Source organism: Streptomyces sp. NPDC088147 (assembly GCF_044741565.1).
Classification (GTDB): domain Bacteria; phylum Actinomycetota; class Actinomycetes; order Streptomycetales; family Streptomycetaceae; genus Streptomyces.
In genome coordinates, this window is the sequence record NZ_JBIUSY010000015.1 from 97,598 (window position 1) to 114,771 (window position 17,174).

A 17,174-nucleotide genomic window follows, 5' to 3' on the forward strand; every position below is an offset into this window, starting at 1 on the left:
CGTGCTTACCTTCCTTCAGCTCGGGTTGTTCTTCAGCAGGAACTCGACGATCGATGCCACGGTCTTCGCACGCCGCTCGGGTGCGGCGAAGCCCGGATCGAGGAGGGTCGCCTCGGGGGCCTCCAGGGCGATCCGCCCGGCCAGGGCCTCGGGACGGTGCAGGCAGCTGCCCGGCAGTACCAGCAGCGGGGCGGGGAACTCGCCGATCCACTCGTCGGGGACGGAGAAGTGGTCACGGCCGTCCGGGAAGATCGCGTCACGGAACCGCACCAGCAGCGTGACGTACTTCTCGCGCCGGAAGGCGAGGATCTCCTTCCGGAATGCGCTGTCGTCGTGCAGCCGCTGTGCGAACGGTCCGGCCTCCGGGTTCCGGTCGAAGACGCCGTCCCGGGCGGCGGCCTCGAAGACCGCGCCGAGACCTTCCGTCTCCGGGTCGTCGAAACCGGCCGCGCGCGGAAGCCTCATCGCCGGGTCGAAGAGGCCGAAGAAGTCCCCCAGGGTGTTGGTGCCGTCGCGGCCCGCCGGTTCCTGGGCCACCACCGACCGCACCCGGTCCGGCGCGTCGTGTGCCAGCCGCCAGGCGTGCACACAGCCGAACCCGGCGGCCACCACGTGTGCCTGCCCGGCCCCGACCTCGTCGAGCACGGCGAGCTGGTCGGCGACCGTCTGCTCGTACGAGAAGGGGACGGCGGGCGCGGCGCTGCGGCCGGCGTGGCGCTGGTCCATCGCGATCACCTTGAAGTGCCGCGACAGTTCACGTACCGGGTGGAAGAAGTTCTCCTCCCACGACTCGATCCGGCTGCCCACTGCATCGGGGGCCAGCAGCAGCACGGGAAAGCCTTCGCCGTGCACCTCGTAGTGGATCCGTGCACCGTCCGGCCGGACTGCCTCAGACATTCTTCTCTCCCATGCCTTTCTGTATCGCCGCCACGAGTTCTGCGGCCATCGCTTCGCTGTTCTCGATCGGAGCCGCGTGGCTGCCGTCGATGACGTGGTGCGCGAACTCCCCGTCCGTCAGGTTCTGCCAGCCCTGTGTCGTCCCCTCGGGAAGCACGGGATCGTCCTTCGCGGCGACGGCGACGACAGGGATGCGGAGACGGGCCCGGCCGTCACCGACCAGTGAGTCCCGATGATTCATCGACAGGGTCGCGTCGTGGTGGAGCGCGGTGCTGTACGTGGTGAGGAGCTCGGCGTTCGCCAGGATGTCGTCGGGCAGGATTCCCTTGAAGGCGACGGCCAGTTCATCGGTGGTGGCCTGGTCGAGGGTCTTGGCCAGTTCCTCCATCCGCTGCATCGCCGGCGGCATCTCCACGAAGGGCGGCAGCGCACACGCCGGTACGAACGTGACCGGGGGCGGTTCCGGCAGGGCCGAGAGGGCGTGTGCCAGTTCCCAGGCCATCCACGACCCCTGGCTGTGGCCGTAGACGACGGTCGGCACGGGTGCGCGGTTGGTCAGTTCGGCGGTGATCGCCGCCACCACGTCCCGCATGGAGGTCGCGGGGGCCTCGGCCGCCCGGCTCTCCCGGCCCGGCATCTGCACGCCGAGCAGTTCGACGCCGTCCGGGATGTGCCGGATCAGGGGCACATGGCCGGCGGTCGTTCCGCCGCCTCCGGCGACGCAGACGATCCGGGCGGTCGGCTCGGCGGCGGGCTTCAGGGTCCGCAGCCAGCGTCCCTGCCCCTCTCCGCCGGTCGCGTCCCGGTCCCCGGCCAGACCGTCGGCCAGGTGCTCGGCGATGCCCTGGCAGCCCGTCTCGCCCAGGATGACCTGTACGGGGACGGTCAGACCGGTCGCGCGGGCGATACGGCTGCGCAGGCCGACCGCGACCAGCGAGTCCACTCCGAGCTGGAACAGGGGTTGACCGGTGATGATGTCATCGCTCGGCACGCCGATGGCCGAGGCCGCCTCCTGGACGACCAGTTCGAGCATCGCCGCCGGCCGGTCGTGCCCGGCGATCGTGGCCAGCCGCTCGCGCAGGCCGGTCCGGCGGCCCCTGGACGCGGTCCCCTGCCGTTGCGCGTCGGTGTTCTCCGTGTGCTTCCTGAACCAGTCCTCCAGGAGCGGGAGGACGTCCGCGACGCTGTCCTTGAGGTTCTCGGGGGCGCGCAGCGCTTCCATGACCTCGGTGACGTCGCCGGTGCCGACGGCGTTGCGCAGTGCCTCGCCCGCCTCGGTGCCGAAGGTCCGCGTCGACCGCCGTGCCTCCTTCCAGTAGTGCTCGCGCTGGAAGGCGTACGTGGGCAGGTTCAGCAGGGATCCTTCGCCCGGTTCGAGGCCGAGAGCCCGGTCCCAGTCGATGTCGTGGCCCTGGGCGTGCAGCAGGCCGAGGTTGTGCAGGAGCTGGGTGGTGGTGCCGTGGTCGCGGGTGAGGGAGCCGACGACGATGCCGCCACGCTCCGCGCTGCCGTCGGTGAGCGGTATGGCCAGCACCGGGTGCGCGGAGATCTCGACGAAGACGGTGTGGCCGTCGTCCAGGAGCCGGTTGAGGGCGCGGTCGAAGCGGACGGGCTCGCGCAGGTTGCGGCACCAGTAGCCGCCGTCCAGTTCCGTCCCGTCGGATACCTCGCCGGTCACCGTGGAGTAGAACGCGATGTCCGCGCGCCGCGGCACCAGGCCCTCGAACTTCGAGGCGAGGTCCGGCAGGATCGGGTCCATCTGGGCGCTGTGGGAGGCGTAGCCGGCTTTGATCCTGCGGGCGTAGACGTCCCGCTCCTGGAGCTCCGAGACGATCTGTTCGATCGCGTCCGACCGGCCCGAGATCACGGTGGATCCCGCGCTGTTGACCGCCGCGATCGACAGGGCGTCGCCGTACGGGGCGAGGAATTCCTCCACCTCCGCGACCGGACGTTCCACGAGCGCCATTCCGCCCTGTCCGTCGCGGACGAGGACGGTCTGGGAGCGCTGGGCGATGATCTGCGCGCCCTGTTCCAGCGACAGTGCGCCGCTGACCACCGCGGCGACGACCTCGCCCTGTGAATGGCCCACGACCGCCGCGGGCTCCACGCCCAGGGAGCGCCAGAGCGCGGACAGGGCCACGCCCATCGTGAACAGGGCCGGCTGGACCACATCGGTCCGGTCGAGCAGCGGGTGGTCGTCTTCGGTTCCGGTGAGGACTTCCCGTACCGACCAGCCCGTGAACGGCCTCAGCGCCGCGTCGCACGCGTCGACCGTCTCGGCGAACACCCCGCTCGTGGCGAGGAGTTCACGGCCCATGCCGGCCCACTGCGAGCCCTGGCCGGGGTAGACGAAGACGACCTTCCCGCGCCGCTCCGCGGAGCCGGTGACGACCGCGTCGTGCGAGCGGCCCCCGGCCAGCGCCTCCAACGCCTCGATCAGCCCGGCGGTGTCGGCCGCCACCACACTCGCCCGCGACTCGAAATGCGAACGGTGGCGGGCAGCCGTCACCGCCACATCCGCCAGGCGGATGTCCTCACGGCCCGACAGCCAGGACGCCCAGCGTCCGGCCTGTTCCCGCAGCGCGGCCTCGTCACGCCCCGACACCACCACCGGCAGCGGCCGTGTGTCCTCGGGCGGGAACGGTTGCGTGTCCTGCGTCACCGGGACCTCTTCGAGGATCACGTGCGCGTTCGTACCGCCGAGGCCGAAGGCGCTGACTCCCGCGCGGCGCGGGCCTTGTGCCTGTGCCCAGTGCTTCAGCTCGGTGTTGACGTAGAGGAGTTCCGGGTCGAGTTCCATCTCGGGGTTCGGCTTGTCGAAGTTCAGGCTCGGCACCAGCTGCCGGTGGTGGAGGGACAACGCGGCCTTGATGAGACCGGCAACTCCCGCTGTCACATCCGTGTGTCCGATGTTGGTCTTCACCGAGCCCAGTGCGCACGGCTCGGTGCGGCCGGCCGCCGCGAGCACCTGTTGCAGGGCCTGGACCTCGATCGGGTCCCCGAGGGTGGTCCCGGTGCCGTGCGCCTCGATGTATCCGATGGTGTCCGCGCTCACGCCCGCGTCGGCCTGGGCGGTCGCGATGACACGTGCCTGGCCGTCAACGCTGGGCGCGGTGAAGCCGACCTTGTTGGACCCGTCGTTGTTGATCGCACTGCCGCGGATGACCGCGTAGACCGTGTCCCCCGAGGCCAGTGCGTCGGAGAGGCGACGCAGCACGACGATTCCGACGCCGTTGCCGAGAACCGTGCCCGCCCCGTCGGCGTCGAACGCCCGGCACGTGCCGTCCGGCGAGAACACCAGGCCTTCCTGGTGGAAGTAGCCGTGCTCCAGCGGGTAGGTGAGCGAGGCCCCTCCCGCCAGGGCGATGTCCGACTCGCCGCGCAGCAGGCTCTCCCGGGCCAGGTGCGTGGCCACGAGGCTGGTGGAGCAGGCCGTCTGGACGGTCAGGGCGGGCCCCCGCAGGTTCAGCTTGTGGGCGACCCTCGTGGCCAGGAAGTCGTTCTTCGTGCCGACCATCGTGCGGTAGAAGTCCGACATCTCGGTGGCGTCGTCACTGCTGCGGTATCCGCCCTGGCCGGCACCGGCGAAGACACCGATGGCGCCGTCGAAGTCCTGCGGGACCTGGCCCGCGTGTTCCAGGGCCTGCCAGGCGCATTCCAGGAAGAGCCGGTGCTGCGGGTCCATCGTCTCGGCCTCGGCGGGCGAGCAGTCGAAGAACTCCGCGTCGAAGAGGGCGGCGCCCTCGACGAAGCCCTTGGCCGGTACGTAGTCGGGGTCGGACAGGGTGTCGTCGCCGATCCCGGCCGCCCTGAGCTCCTCGGGGGTGAACCGCCGGATCGACTCCGTGCCGTTCTTGAGGTTGGTCCAGAATGTGTCGGCGTCCGGGGCGCCGGGGAGCCGGCAGGCGAACCCGACGATCGCGACCGCCTCGTCGGCGGCCGGAGCCGGGCGTGCCGCGGCCTGGCCGGGGGCGGTGGCCTGCGACGCGCCGCCCAGGAAGGCGGACAGCTGCCGGACGGTCGGATAGCGGAAGAGCGCGGAGAGGGGGAACTCCCGGCCCAGTCCTTCGCAGATCGTCCTGTGCGCCCGGAGCGCGGTCATCGAACTGGCGCCCAGCTCGAAGAAGCCGCGGTCGCGGTCCACCCGGGCGATGTTGAGCACCTCCGCCCAGGCCCGGGAGACGAGGCTCTCCAGCGAGTCGTCAGCGTCCCGGGGTGCCGGGGCGGCTGCGGGGCCGGGTGCCGGCAGCGCCAGGATGGCCTTGCGGTCCACCTTCTTGTTGGGGGTGTGCGGCAGTTCGTCCATGCCGACGAGCTGCGAGGGCACCATGTAGGACGGCACCCTGGCCAGGAAGTAGCGGAGCAGTTCGTCGTCGTCCACGCCCCCGGCGCTGTCGCCGCGGACCCAGTACAGGCAGAGCCTGGGGTCGCTGTCCTCGTCCCTGCGCACCACGGCCGCGCATTCGGCGACGGCGGGGTGTTCCCCGGCGACCGCCTCGATCTCGCCGAGCTCGATCCGGTGGCCGTACAGCTTGATCTGGGCGTCGCCCCGGCCGCAGTACTCCAGGCTGCCGTCCTCGCGGTAGCGGACGACGTCTCCCGTGCCGTACATGCGGGCGCCGTCCGCCTCGGTGAACGGGTCGTGCACGAATCGCTCCGCCGTGAGCTCCGGGCGGTTCAGGTATCCGCGGGTGACGCCGAGACCGCCGATGAAGAGCTCGCCGCGGCTGCCGCGGGGCACCCGGGCCCCGTTGCGGTCGAGGATGTAGAGGCTGGTGTTGCGCACGGCGTCGCCCAGGGACACCTCGCCGGGCCCGGCGTGCCAGGTGGTGGACCAGACGGTCGTCTCGGAGGGGCCGTAGATGTTCGTGAGTCCGCCCCGGCAGGTGTTCATGAGCCTGGCCGCGAGGCCGCGGTCCAGCGCCTCGCCGCCGACGATCATCCGGTCCAGGCCCCGGAGCAGGCTCCGGCCGGCGGAGTCGGCGAGGAGCATCCGGGCGAGCGAGGGGGTGCACTGGAGGTGCGTGGGCGCGTAGGTGCGGTAGGAGGGCCACTCCCCCACGCTGCCCTGCGCGATCACCACGCGGTAGCCGCGAGTCAGTGTCCAGAGCAGTTCCACGGTCGAGATGTCGAAGGACGGGCTGGTGACGGCGAGCCAGGTGTCACCGGTGCCGCCCCCGATCCGCTCGTCGACCGCGTGGCAGAAGTTGACGAACTGGCTGTGCTCGATCTGCACGCCCTTGGGCCTGCCGGTCGAGCCCGAGGTGTAGATGACGTAGGCCAGGTCGCGGAGCGAGGGAGGGATGATCTCCGGGAGCGCGTCGCCGTCGGGGACGGGCGCGTCGTGGAGGCCGTCGCTGAGCAGGACCCGGGTGGCGGTGCCGGCCAGGTCCGCTTCGGTGCCGGCCCGGGTGATGACCACCTCGATGCCGCTGTCCTCGATGACGTACGCGACCCGTGCCTGCGGGTAGCCGGGGTCCACCGGCAGATAGGCGCCGCCGGCCAGCCAGATGGCGAGGGCCGAGACGACGAGCTGGGAGGACCTGGGCAGATGGACCCCCACAGGGGTCTCGGGGCCGACGCCGGCGGCGCGCAGCTTGTCCGCCAGGGCGGAGGCGTGCCAGGCCATCTGCCGGTAGGTCAGCTCCTGCCCGTCCGAGATCAGCGCCACGGCGTCGGGGGTCCGGCGGACCTGGTCCCAGACCAGTTGCAGGGCGGACACCGTGCCGGGGGCGTGCGGGGTGACGCGGCCACCGCGTTCGACCAGCCAGCGCAGCTCTTCGTCGGCGAGGAGCCGGAGGCGGCTGAGCGGACGGTCCGGCTCCCGGACGGCCGATTCGAGGAGAGTGGTGAAGTTGTCGACCATGCGCTGCGCGGCCGGGCGGTCGATCACATGTCCCTGGTACTCGAACTCGCCCCGCAGCTCGTCCCCGCAGGGGATGAGGGTGATGCCGAGCTCGAACTTGGAGGCGCCCCGGACGTTGCCCGCGAGGCTGCCGGCCGGGGGCAGGTGCCACACGGCGTCGCCCTCGCCCACGGTGGGCATGGCGGCGCCGCCGTAGTTGAAGACGGCGCGGAAGAGCGGGTTCTCGTCGCCGGTGCGTGGACCGGCGACCGCGCGGACGACCTCGGTCAGGGGAACGTTCTGGTGCTCGAACACGCCCCTGACGCGGGGGGACATCGAGGCCAGCAGTTCTTCGAACCGCGGGTCCCCCGACAGGTCGCAGCGCAGCGGCAGGGTGTTGGCGAGGAAGCCGAAGGTCCCGCTCAGGCCGGGGAGTTGACGGTTCGACCAGACGGTGCCGACGGCGAAGTCGTACTGGTCGGTGGAGCGTGCGAGCAGGGTGGCGAAGGCACTGACCAGCACGGTGTACGGAGTGACCGAGGTGCGGGCGGCGAGCGCCTCCAGTTCGGCCCGGAGGCCGGCCGGGACGGTGAAGTAGAGGGTGTCGCCGCCTTCGGCGCCCTCGGCAACGCTGTCCGGGCCGGGCGGGAACTCCAGCCGCTCCACGCCCGCCATCTCGGTGCCGAAGAAGTGCAGCGCCTCTTCGAAGCGGCCCTCCGCGATGCTGCGCTGTTCCCAGGCCGCGTAGTCCCCGAGGTGGAACTCGGCCTGCTCCGGGGCGGGTTGACGTCCCGCCAGGAACTCCTCGTAGGCGTGGAAGAGTTCCATCAGGAAGAGCGAGAGCGACCAGCCGTCGGTGACGGCGTGGTGCAGGCTGAAGCACACCACCTGGTCGTCCGCCGCCGGCTCCAGGACACGGCAGCGGAACAGCGAGGTGCCACCGAGGTCGAACGGCTCCTGCTCCTCGTGGTGGATGTGCTCCTCCAGCGTGCCGGCGCCGGGGTCGCGCAGGTCCTCGAAGACGACGGGGGCCGGCACGTGCGTGTGCACGACCTGGACGAGCTCGTCGTCCCGCATCTCCAGACCGGTGCGCAGCGCCTCGTGCCGGGCGACGATCCATTCGAGTGAACGGGTCAGGGTGGCGTGGTCGAGCGGCCTGGCGGTCCGGATCCGCATCGCCACCTTGTACTGGGCCGATCCGGGGTTCATCCGTTCCAGGAACCACAGACGGCGCTGTCCTTCGGTGGCCGGGTGGACGTCACGGGCCTCGGCCCGCTCCAGAGGCGGTAGGGCCGATTCGTCGCCGGCCGCGGCGAGGACGTCCGACAGCAGATGGGCGGCGAGGTCTTCGGCCGTGGGATGCGTGAAGGCGAGATTCGTCGCGAGCATGCTGCCCGTCAGGTCGCACAGGCGGTTGCGCAGCTGGAGGCCCATGATCGAGTCCAGGCCGAGTTCTTGGAGGCGCTTGTCCGCGGGTACGGGTTCGGTGGCGCCGAGCACCGTCGCGGCCTCGCGCCGGATGACGTCGGTCAGGACGCCGAGCTGTTCGTGGTCCGCGAGTGCGGCGAGCCGCCCGCGCAGCCCGGCGGGTTTGCGGGGCCGGGCACCGTCTCGTGCCATGTCGCGTTTGGGTGTCCCGGCGGCCGGGCGCGGGCCGGACACCGCGGGCGGCAGGTCGGCCCAGTGGTACTGGCGCTGGAACGCGTACGTCGGCAGGTCCGCCGCGACGGCGGCCGGAACGCCGCCCAGGGCGCGGCTCCAGTCGACCGGGTACCCCTGGACGTGCAGGGCGCCCAGTGAGCGCAGGAGCTGGGACAGTCCGCCGCGGTCACGGTGGAGGCTGCCGGCGACCGCGCCGCGCGTGTCCGCGGTCGCGCCGGCCAGTGCCATGCCGAGGACCGGGTGCGGGCTGATCTCGATGAAGACGTCGTGGCCGCCGTCCACCAGTTCGCGCAGCGCCAGGTCCATGCGGACGGTGTCGCGGACGTTGCGGCACCAGTAGGCGGCGTCGAGTTCCGCCCCGTCGAGCAGGCCGCCCGTGACCGTGGAGAAGAAGGGGACGGCCGAGGGGCGCGCCTCCAGGTCCCGGAGCTGCTCGGCCAGCCAGGGCAGGACCGGGTCCACGTGGGTGCTGTGCCCTGCCGTGTCGGACTGGATGCGGCGGCTGAACACGTCGCGGAGCGCCGGCTCCTCCAGGAGCGACTCGACCGCGGCCACGTCGCCGGAGACGACCGTCGAGGTGGGGGTGTTGACCACGGCCACCGAGAGCGTTCCGCCGTACGGGGCGATCAGTTCCTCGACGTCGGCGAGCGGCATCTCGACCAGTGCCATGGCGCCCCGGCCGCTGCATTCCCGCAGCTGGCCCTGGGAGCGCAGCGCCGTGAGGCGTGCGCCGTCCTCCAGGGACAGCGCGCCGGCGATCACCGCGGCCGGGACCTCGCCCTGGCTGGAGCCCACCACGGCGGCGGGCTTCACGCCCAGCGACGCCCAGAGCTCGGCCAGGCCGATCATGACCGCGAACAGTGCGGGCTGGAGCACGTCGATCCGGTCCGGGGACGGCAGGTCCTCGTCCGTCTCCCCGCGCAGCAGGTCCAGCACCGACCAGCCGGTCCACGGCTTCAGTGCGGCGTCGCAGTTCTCCACCGCCTGCCGGAACACCTCGGACTCGGCGAGCAGTGCCCGGCCCATGCCGGCCCACTGGCTGCCCTGGCCCGGGAAGACGAACACGGCCTTGCCGCGCTCCCGTGCCGTGGCGGTGACCGTGTCGGCGTTCGGGAACCCCTGCGCCAGTGCCCGCAGCGCGTCGGCGGCGTCCTCGTGGCCGGAGACGAGCAGGGAGGCCCGGGTCTCCAGGTGCGAGCGCTGCAGGGCCGCCGTGCGCACCACGTCGGCGAGCGGCACGTCGCGGTGCTCCGTCAGCCACGCGGCCCAGCGTTCGGCCTGTGCGCCCAGTGCCTGCTCGTCGTGGCCCGACAGCACCAGGGGCAGCGCGGCCGGCAGGCCGTCCCGGGGTTCGTGCCGCGGTTCGGGTGCCGTGTCCTCGGGCGGTGGGGCCTCTTCCAGCACCACGTGCGCGTTGGTGCCGCTGATACCGAAGGCCGATACGCCCGCGCGGCGGGTGCGCTCGCCCCGGCGCCAGGGGCGTGCCTCCTGGAGGAGTTCGAGACCGCTGCCCTCCCAGGCGATGTGCGGGCTCGGCTGCTCGGCGTGCAGGGTTCTGGGCAGGGTGTCGTTCTGGAGCGCGAGCACCATCTTCATGACGCCGGTGACACCGGCGGCGGCCTGGCTGTGCCCGATGTTGGACTTCGAGGATCCGAGGTACACCGGTGTTCCCGCGGTACGCCCCGGGCCGAACACCTCCGCGAGCGCACCCGCCTCGATCGGGTCGCCCAGGGGGGTGCCCGTGCCGTGTGCCTCGATCGCGTCGATGTCGGACGGTGTGAGCCGGCCGGCGGCGAGCGCGTCCTGGATGACCCGCTGTTGTGCCGGGCCGTTGGGGGCGGTGAGTCCCTGGCTGCGGCCGTCCTGGTTCACCGCGCTGCCGCGGATCACCGCGAGCACCCGGTCGCCGTCCCGCTGCGCGGCCGAGAGCCGCTTCAGGACGAGGATGCCCGCGCCCTCGGACCAGCCGCCGCCGTCGGCGCCGGCCGAGAAGCTCTTGCACCGCCCGTCGGGGGACATCGCTCCGAGCCGGCTGGACTCCACGAACATCCCGGGAGAGCTCATGACCGTCACGCCTCCGGCGAGGGCCATGTCGCATTCGTCGTTGCGCAGCGCCGTGACGGCCAGGTGGATCGCGACCAGCGACGACGAGCACGCGGTGTCCACCGTCACCGCGGGGCCCTGCAGGCCCAGGGCGTACGAGACGCGGCCGGAGATGACGCTGCCCGATACGCCGGTGCCCTGGTAGCCGTCGAGCAGTTCCAGGTCGGTGCGGATCGTCTCGTAGTCGGGGCGCATCGCGCCTATGTAGACGCCGGTGCGGCTTCCCTTGAACTGGTCGCCCCGCAGTCCGGCCCGCTCCATCGCTTCCCAGGACGTCTCCAGGACGACCCTCTGCTGGGGCTCCATCGACTGCGCCTCGCGCGGCGATATGCCGAAGAACCCCGCGTCGAACTGCTCGATGCCGTCGAGGAATCCGCCCTCGCGCGCGTAACTCTTGCCCAGGGCAGCGGGATTGGGGTCGTACAGGTCGAAGGCTTCCCAGCGTGAGGGCAGGGGGCCGATCGCGTCCCGTTCCCCGGCGAGGAGGTCCCAGTAGTCCTGCGGAGTGGTGACCCCGCCCGGCAGCCGGCAGGCCATGGCCACGATGGCGACCGGCTCGTGGCGCTGGTTCTCGATTTCCGCGTTGCGTTGTTGGAGTTGCAGGACGGCAGCCATGGCCCGCCGCAGTCGCTCCTCGTTGGCTTGGGCGTTCATCTCTGCTTTCCGTCCCTCTCCGGCAGTGCGGTGGCGGTGTGTCGGGTGTGCGGGTCCGTGGTCAGTGCTCGACCGTGACGTCCATGTACGGCGGGAAGTCCTGCACGTGGGTGCCGTCGTGTTCGAGGACGGACACGTCACCGTTCCTGGCGGTCTCGCGGAAGCCGGAGAATTTGTAGGTGACGAACATGGTGCGGTTGCGGCTGGTGGGCACGAACTCGGCGCGCAGCCGCACGCCCGCGTCGTGGGCGCTGCGGATGAGGTGGTTGAGCAGGACGGAGCCGACGCCCCGTGACATGACCCGGCAGGACATGAGGAGGAGCTTCACGGTCCAGGCGTCGTCGCCGCGTTCGACGAGGGCGAGGCCGATCTTGCCGTAGGTGCCGTAGGTGTCCTCCAGTCCGGCCACGAGCAGGTCGTGGCCGGGTGAGCGGCGGAAGGCGTCGAGCTCCTCGTAGGAGTAGGTGTAGCCGGTGGCGTTGAGCTGGTTGGTGCGTACGGTGAGTTCCTCGGCGCGCTGGAGGTCGCGTTCCTGGGCGGGTGCGATGGTGAAGCGCATGCGCAGGGAGGCGAGGAAGTCCTCGTCGGTGCCCTGGTGGGTGTCCTGGGCCCGCTTGCGCTGTGCGTCGGCGCGGTAGAGGTGGCGGCGTTCGCGGGAGTCGGCGGTGACGAAGCGGGGCCGCATCTCGGGCAGGCCGGGGAGGTGCGGGACGTCGAGGGCGTCGATGCACAGGACCTGTGCGTGGGCGAAGGCGACCTCGTCGCGTTCGAAGGGCTGGTCGTCGACGAAGGCCAGGGTGTCGATGCCGATGTTGAACGCCTCGGCGACGGCTTGGACGGAGTCCGACTTGCTGCCCCAGTGGATCTGCGGGTGGAGGAAGTATTCGGCGATGCCGAACTCCTCCAGTTTGGCCAGGGCCGTGTCGTGGTCGTTGCGGCTGGCGATCGAGTGGAGGATGCCGCGCTCGTCGAGTGTGCGGATCACCTCCACGACGGCGGGGCGCAGTGTGACGTCGCCGTCCTCGAGGAGCACCCCGTCCCATACGGTGTTGTCGAGGTCCCACACCACGCATTTGACGGTCTTGAGGGTTGTCGTCGTCATCGCTCACTCCTCGGTCCGCGTTCCTGGAACGCGTACTCGGCAAGGCCCACTTGGTGGAGCTGTGCGCTGCCCTCGATGATCTCCATGACCCGGGAGTCGCCGAGGTAGCGCTGGACGGGGTAGTCGGAGCTGCAGCCGTTGGCGCCGTGGATCTGTACGGCGTCGGCCGCGGCGCGGCCGGCGGCGGTGGCGGCGAAGTACTTGGCCGTCGAGGCCGCGGCGAGCGCGCCGGGGTCGCGCTGGTCGCGCAGCCGTCCGGCCTCCAGGCACAGCAGTCTGGCGGCGCGGGCGTCGGTGTACATGTTGCTGATCATGCGTCGGATGAGCTGGTGGTCCTTGATGGGAGAGCCGAACTGCTCCCGTGTGGAGGCGTAGTCGACGCTCGCCTCCAGGCAGGCGTCGAGGATGCCGACGCAGCCCCAGCCGACGGTGTAGCGGCCGAGGTCGAGGGCGGCGCCGGTCACGTGGGACACCCCGAGACCGGGCCGGGCCAGCAGGTTGCCGGCCGGTATACGGCAGTTGTCGAAGTACACGTGGGCCGTCATGGAGGCCCGGATGCCGATCATGTCCTCGATCAGTTCGGTCCGCAGGCCGGGGGTGTCGCGTTCCACGAGCAGGGCCGTGGGGCCTTCCTCGGAGCGGCCGACGACCAGGAACAGGTCGGCGCTGTGCCCGTATGTCGTCCATGTCTTGTGGCCGTCGGCCACCCAGTGGTCGCCGTCGCGGACGAGCCGGGTGGTCACGGCGGAGGCGTCGCTGCCGGCGCCCGGCTCGGACACGGCCAGTGCGCCGGTCAGCTCGCCGCGGGCCAGCCGGGGCAGCCAGGTCTCTTTCTGGGTGCGGCTGCCCCAGCGGTTGACGGCGTGCGCCACCATGGTGTGGACGGTCAGCAGGCTGCGCAGGGAGGAGCAGGCCCGGCCGAGTTCGCCGGCGAGCAGGCCGAGGGTGACCGCGTCGCTGCCGCCGCCGCCGTACGCCTGGGGAACGGGCAGCCCGAGCAGGCCCTGGTCGGCGAGGAGCCGGATGAACCGCGGCGGGGTGCGCTGGGTGCGGTGGTGCTCGTCGGCGTGGGGGGCGATGTGGCGGTCGGCGAAGGCCCGGAATTCTTTCTGGGCCTGTGCCTGCTGGGCGGTGAGCGCTGCGGTCATCGTCGTCGTGTCCGCTCGTCCTACTGCGGGACCGGGACGGCCAGTTTGCGTGCGACGAACGCGTCGAGGGCGTCGATGGAGCGGAAGTACTCCAGTTCCAGGTCCTCGTTGTCCACCGTGATGCCGAATTCGTGCTCGACGAAGGAGACGAGCTGCATCGCGAACATCGAGCTGACGAAGCCGAGGGCGAAGATGTCGTCGTCGTCCTTGAGGTCCTGGACCGGGAAGAAGCGGGAGAGGTAGGCCGCGATCCTTGCCCTGTTGTCGGTGCTCATGTTGTCTTCCGTCCTGTTGTCGTGGGGTTGGCGCCGGGTGTCTGTCCGGTCAGCGGTACGGGTGGAATCCCTCGCCGCTCTTGCGGCCGAGCAGGCCGGCGGCGACCATCTTCTTGAGCAGCGGGGCGGGCCGGTACTTGCTGTCGTTGAAGCTCTCGTAGAGCACCTCGACGGATTTCAGAATGGTGTCGAGGCCGATCAGGTCGGCCGTCTCCAGCGGGCCCATCGTGTGGCCGAAGCAGCTTTTGAAGATCCGGTCGATGTCGGCCGCGGGTGCCACACCGTCCTGGACCAGGAAGGCGGCCTCGTTGATGGTGAGCATCAGGACGCGGTTGGAGACGAAGCCGGGCACGTCCTCGACGACGATGCACTCCTTGCCCATGCCGGCGAGGAAGCGGCGGGCGGTGTCGATGGTTTCGGGTGTGGTGTGGTGGCCGCGGATGACCTCGACCATCGGTTTCATCGGCACCGGGTTCATGAAGTGCATGCCGACGACCCGCTCGGGGCGCGTGGTCGCCGAGGCGACGCGGGTGATGGAGATCGCCGAGGTGTTGACGGCGAAGACCACGCCGGGGCGCACGATGCGGTCGATCCGCTCGTACACCTGCTGTTTGATGTCCCAGTCCTCGGTGACGTTCTCGACGATGAAGTCGGCCTTGGCGAGGAGTTCGTCGTCGGTGGTGAACTCGATCCTGTCGAAGATCTCCGCCGGGTCGACGGCCGGGCCCCTGTTGAGCAGGGTGTAGGCGCGCAGGCCGTTGCGGAGCTCTTGGCGTGCGCGGTCGAGGACCTCGTCGGAGATGTCGACGAGGACCACCTGGTGGCCGGTCTGCGCGAGATTCTGTGCGACGCCGACGCCCATGACGCCCGCGCCGACGACTCCTGCCGTCGTGAATTCCATGATGTCTGCGACTCCGTTACCGTGCGCCGCGAACGGCGTAGATGTTGTGGATGTCCGTGCCGACGTACAGTTCGTCCTGTTCCGCCCTGACCGTGAAGCCGCGGCCCTCCAGCAGCGCGACCAGGCGGGCGACCTCGCCGTCCGCGTCGTGCGCCTCCAGCACCATCTGCTGGATTTTGGGCCAGTCCTCGTCGGCGATGCCGTCGATGACCTGGCGCTCGCTCTTCTGCACGTCGATCTTGATCAGGTCGATGCGTTCGATGCCCTGCTCGCGGATGACGGCGCTGAGCGGGCGCAGTGTGGCGGTGAAGTCGATCGCCTCGAAGCGGACGTCGAGGAGCTCGTCGGACGAGATGAGTTCGGCGACCTCGGCGTCGGCGCCGGTCTTCTGCTGGTTGGCGATGATGGTGCGCAGGTTGTGCTTCTCCTCCGCGTCGTCGGGGTGGAAGGAGGACATGCCGGAGCTGCGCGGGTAGAAGGTGAGGTTCGCCTCGGCCTCGGTGTCGGAGATGCCGATGTTGAAGAGCCGGGCGTTGACGCCGTGCTCGGCGACATTGCGGCTCAGCAGCTCGAACATCGGGGGCGCGGGCTCGAAGGTGAAGACCCGTACGTCCTTCGCCTCGTAGTGGGCGAAGAGGGTGAACAGGCCGATGTTGCCGCCGACGTCAACGACCGTGGCACCGTCCGGGAGGCGGATGCCGTTCTTGGCGTAGGTGCGGTGCTCGAAGATGTCCTCGTAGAAGTGGCGGGTCTCCGCCTCGTTCTGGTGGGACACCGTCAGGCCGTTGGGCAGGGTGAAGCGGGCCAGGGAGTTGCCGGTGTGCGAGGAGCCCTCCTGGGGCCGGGCCAGCTCGCCGCCCGCGCGCAGGGTGTCGATCGCGGCCGCCATCCGGGACAGGGTGGCCCACTCGTAGACCTGGCGCAGCGACAGTTCGGCGCCGAAGGCCCGCTTGATACGCAGGATCAGCCGGGTGGCGAGCAGCGAGTTGCCGCCGACCTCGAAGAAGCTGGCGTCGCGGGGCAGTTGTTCGGTCTTCAGGAGCCTGGCCCACAGGCCGTGCAGCTCCTGCTCGGTGGCGGTGGAGGTGTGCTCGCCGGTGTCCCGGACGGCCGTCGCGGCGCCGTCGGCCACGATGTCCAGCTCGGAGGCGGGGAAGCCGGCCCAGTCGATGTCGGCGCCGGCGAGCCACAGCCTGCCCAGGGCCTTGAGTGCCACGGCCGAGTCGGACCGGCTCTCCAGCGGGTGGCGCATGGAGGCGACGATGGTGCCGGCCGCGCTGCCGCGGGCCACGGTGGCCATGCTGCTCAGCGTCTGGCCGGGGCCGGTCTCCAGCAGCAGGTCGGCGGCGCCGAGGGCGTTCAGCCCGTCGGCGAAGCGGACCGGGCTGACCAGGTGGCGGGCCCAGTAGCCGGGGTCCGTGGCCTCCTGGTCGGTGATGATCCGGCCGGTGACGTTGGAGATGTACGGGATGCGGGGCGTGTTCAGGGTCAGGGTCCGCGCCAGCTCGGTCACCTCGTCGGCGATGGGCTCCATCATCGAGGAGTGGAAGGCGTGGGTGGACTGCACCCGGCGGTGGACGGCGCCCTGTCCGGTGAGGCCCTGCTCCAGTGCCTCGACGGCGGGCACCGGGCCGGCCACCACGCAGAACTCGGTGCCGTTGACGGCGGAGAGCGAGACGTCGGCGCCGAGCAGCGGGCGGACCCGCTCCTCCGGAAGCATCACGGCGAGCATGGCGCCCTGCGGCAGGGTGTCGATGAGTGCGGCGCGGCGGGCCACCAGGGTCAGCGCGTCCTTCAGGGACAGCACGCCGGCGAGGGTCGCCGCGACGTACTCGCCGAGGCTGTAGCCGATCATGATCGAGGGCCGGGCGCCCCAGGACTCCCAGAGCCTGGCCAGGGCGTACTCGATGACGAAGAGCGCGGGCTGGGCGAAGCGGGTGGCGTTGAGTCTGCGCTCGTTCTCGCTCTGCGGGGCCTCGTCGCGGCCGAGCATGCGGCGCAGGTCGACGACCGGGGCGGTGTGTGTCCCGGGCGTCGGGCCGGGGAAGACGACCTCGCGGATGTCCAGGCCCAGTTCGGGGGCGAGGACGTCGGCGCAGTTGTCGACGGCGTCCCGGAATACCGGGAAGTCGCGGTACAGGTCGCGGCCCATGTCGAGGTAGTGGTCGCCGAGGCCGGGGAACATGAAGGCGACGGACGCGGTGGCCTGGGCGGGTGTCTTGGCGCCCAGTTCCGTCGCTCCGCCCTCACCGGCCAGCACGGCGCCGCGGTGGCCGCCCTGGGCGGTGCCCAGGGTCCGTATCCGCACGGGGACGTCCTCGTGGGCCGGGGAGGCGGTGAACCGGGCCTTGATCCCGGCCAGTCCGGCGTCCAGGGATGTGCTGCTGGCGCCGCTGACCAGGGCGAGGTGCCACAGCACCGGCCCGTCGGACGGCGGGACCGTCCGGTCGTGTGTCTCCTCGGCTGTGATCGTGTTGGGGCTCATGCCTCTCCTAGAGGTCTCTCGGCTGGCCGGAAAGAGTCGAGCGCCCACTGCTGCCGCTCCGTGCCCCTTCGAGGAAGTCCGTCGCAGCAACTTTCACGGCGG

Annotated in this window: 7 protein-coding genes; all 7 read right to left on the reverse strand. The window is 71.0% G+C overall.

Annotation, left to right across the window (positions count from 1 at the left end; all coding sequences use genetic code 11):
- Positions 1 to 15: 15 nt before the first annotated feature.
- Positions 16 to 897 (reverse strand): alpha/beta fold hydrolase, encoded by an 882-nt coding sequence (locus ACIOGX_RS36610; RefSeq protein ID WP_401919057.1) that lies wholly within the window; start codon positions 895 to 897, stop codon positions 16 to 18.
- Positions 890 to 11,161 carry an amino acid adenylation domain-containing protein gene (locus tag ACIOGX_RS36615; protein WP_401919059.1) on the reverse strand — a complete coding sequence of 3,424 codons (10,272 nt, stop codon included), beginning with the start codon at positions 11,159 to 11,161 and terminating at the stop codon, positions 890 to 892. Before ACIOGX_RS36615 ends, ACIOGX_RS36610 begins: the two co-directional genes overlap by 8 nt.
- Positions 11,162 to 11,222: 61 nt before the next feature.
- Positions 11,223 to 12,263 (reverse strand): HAD-IIIC family phosphatase, encoded by a 1,041-nt coding sequence (locus ACIOGX_RS36620; protein ID WP_401919061.1) that lies wholly within the window; start codon positions 12,261 to 12,263, stop codon positions 11,223 to 11,225.
- Entirely contained in the window at positions 12,260 to 13,411 is a 1,152-nt protein-coding gene (locus tag ACIOGX_RS36625; protein WP_356517869.1) for an acyl-CoA dehydrogenase family protein, read from the reverse strand. Before ACIOGX_RS36625 ends, ACIOGX_RS36620 begins: the two co-directional genes overlap by 4 nt.
- A gap of 20 nt (positions 13,412 to 13,431) precedes the next feature.
- The gene (locus tag ACIOGX_RS36630) at positions 13,432 to 13,686 is read right to left on the reverse strand and encodes a phosphopantetheine-binding protein (protein ID WP_356517867.1); all 255 of its coding nucleotides are present in this window, start codon (positions 13,684 to 13,686) and stop codon (positions 13,432 to 13,434) included.
- A 49-nt stretch (positions 13,687 to 13,735) separates the two neighbouring features.
- A complete protein-coding gene (locus ACIOGX_RS36635) occupies positions 13,736 to 14,587 on the reverse strand; it encodes a 3-hydroxyacyl-CoA dehydrogenase family protein (RefSeq protein WP_401919064.1) in 852 nt (283 codons plus the stop codon).
- A 16-nt stretch (positions 14,588 to 14,603) separates the two neighbouring features.
- Entirely contained in the window at positions 14,604 to 17,072 is a 2,469-nt protein-coding gene (locus ACIOGX_RS36640; RefSeq protein WP_383972762.1) for an FkbM family methyltransferase, read from the reverse strand.
- Between the last annotated feature and the right edge of the window lie 102 nt (positions 17,073 to 17,174).

What these genes read in the sequence shown, in the direction of transcription:
- ACIOGX_RS36630 (WP_356517867.1), bottom strand. Translation starts at nt 13,686, where the DNA reads ATGAGCACCGACAACAGGGCAAGGATCGCGGCCTACCTCTCCCGCTTC.
- ACIOGX_RS36625 (WP_356517869.1), bottom strand. Translation starts at nt 13,411, where the DNA reads ATGACCGCAGCGCTCACCGCCCAGCAGGCACAGGCCCAGAAAGAATTC.
- ACIOGX_RS36610 (WP_401919057.1), bottom strand. Translation starts at nt 897, where the DNA reads ATGTCTGAGGCAGTCCGGCCGGACGGTGCACGGATCCACTACGAGGTG.
- ACIOGX_RS36635 (WP_401919064.1), bottom strand. Translation starts at nt 14,587, where the DNA reads ATGGAATTCACGACGGCAGGAGTCGTCGGCGCGGGCGTCATGGGCGTC.
- ACIOGX_RS36640 (WP_383972762.1), bottom strand. Translation starts at nt 17,072, where the DNA reads ATGAGCCCCAACACGATCACAGCCGAGGAGACACACGACCGGACGGTC.
- ACIOGX_RS36620 (WP_401919061.1), bottom strand. Translation starts at nt 12,263, where the DNA reads ATGACGACGACAACCCTCAAGACCGTCAAATGCGTGGTGTGGGACCTC.
- ACIOGX_RS36615 (WP_401919059.1), bottom strand. Translation starts at nt 11,161, where the DNA reads ATGAACGCCCAAGCCAACGAGGAGCGACTGCGGCGGGCCATGGCTGCC.